Source organism: Bacillus cereus group sp. BfR-BA-01441 (assembly GCF_022663075.1).
Classification (GTDB): domain Bacteria; phylum Bacillota; class Bacilli; order Bacillales; family Bacillaceae_G; genus Bacillus_A; species Bacillus_A cereus.
This window is the reverse complement of the sequence record NZ_JAKUEU010000329.1, coordinates 1-275: the sequence shown is the minus strand read 5'-3', so window position 1 is coordinate 275 and position 275 is coordinate 1. Positions and strand designations below refer to the sequence as shown.

The window sequence follows — 275 nt, the reverse complement described above, 5'->3', positions numbered from 1 at the left end:
GCATCTGGATTGCCATGGTCAGGATTTATGGGGAACCAAATTTATAAAATCGCATCGTCAAATGAATCACTCGGATATCCAAAATTGTACATGGCTCCGCCTGAATCAAAGGTAAAAGAATTGCCGTGGGCAACAAGAAAAGAAGCTCCGCCTGAATCAAATTCAAATGAACCGAAAGCAATTTCTGTCGATGAATTACAAAAAGGAATTGAAATAAAGAAGCCATATGTTATTTCACTACCAGCTGATCCGAAAGGTGTATTCACTGTTTCGAA

The 275-nt window shown here is 38.9% G+C and carries 1 pseudogene; it reads left to right on the top strand.

From position 1 onward, the window contains the following. Positions 1 to 275 (top strand): annotated as a pseudogene (locus MR107_RS30740) (PepSY domain-containing protein); the annotation flags it as partial.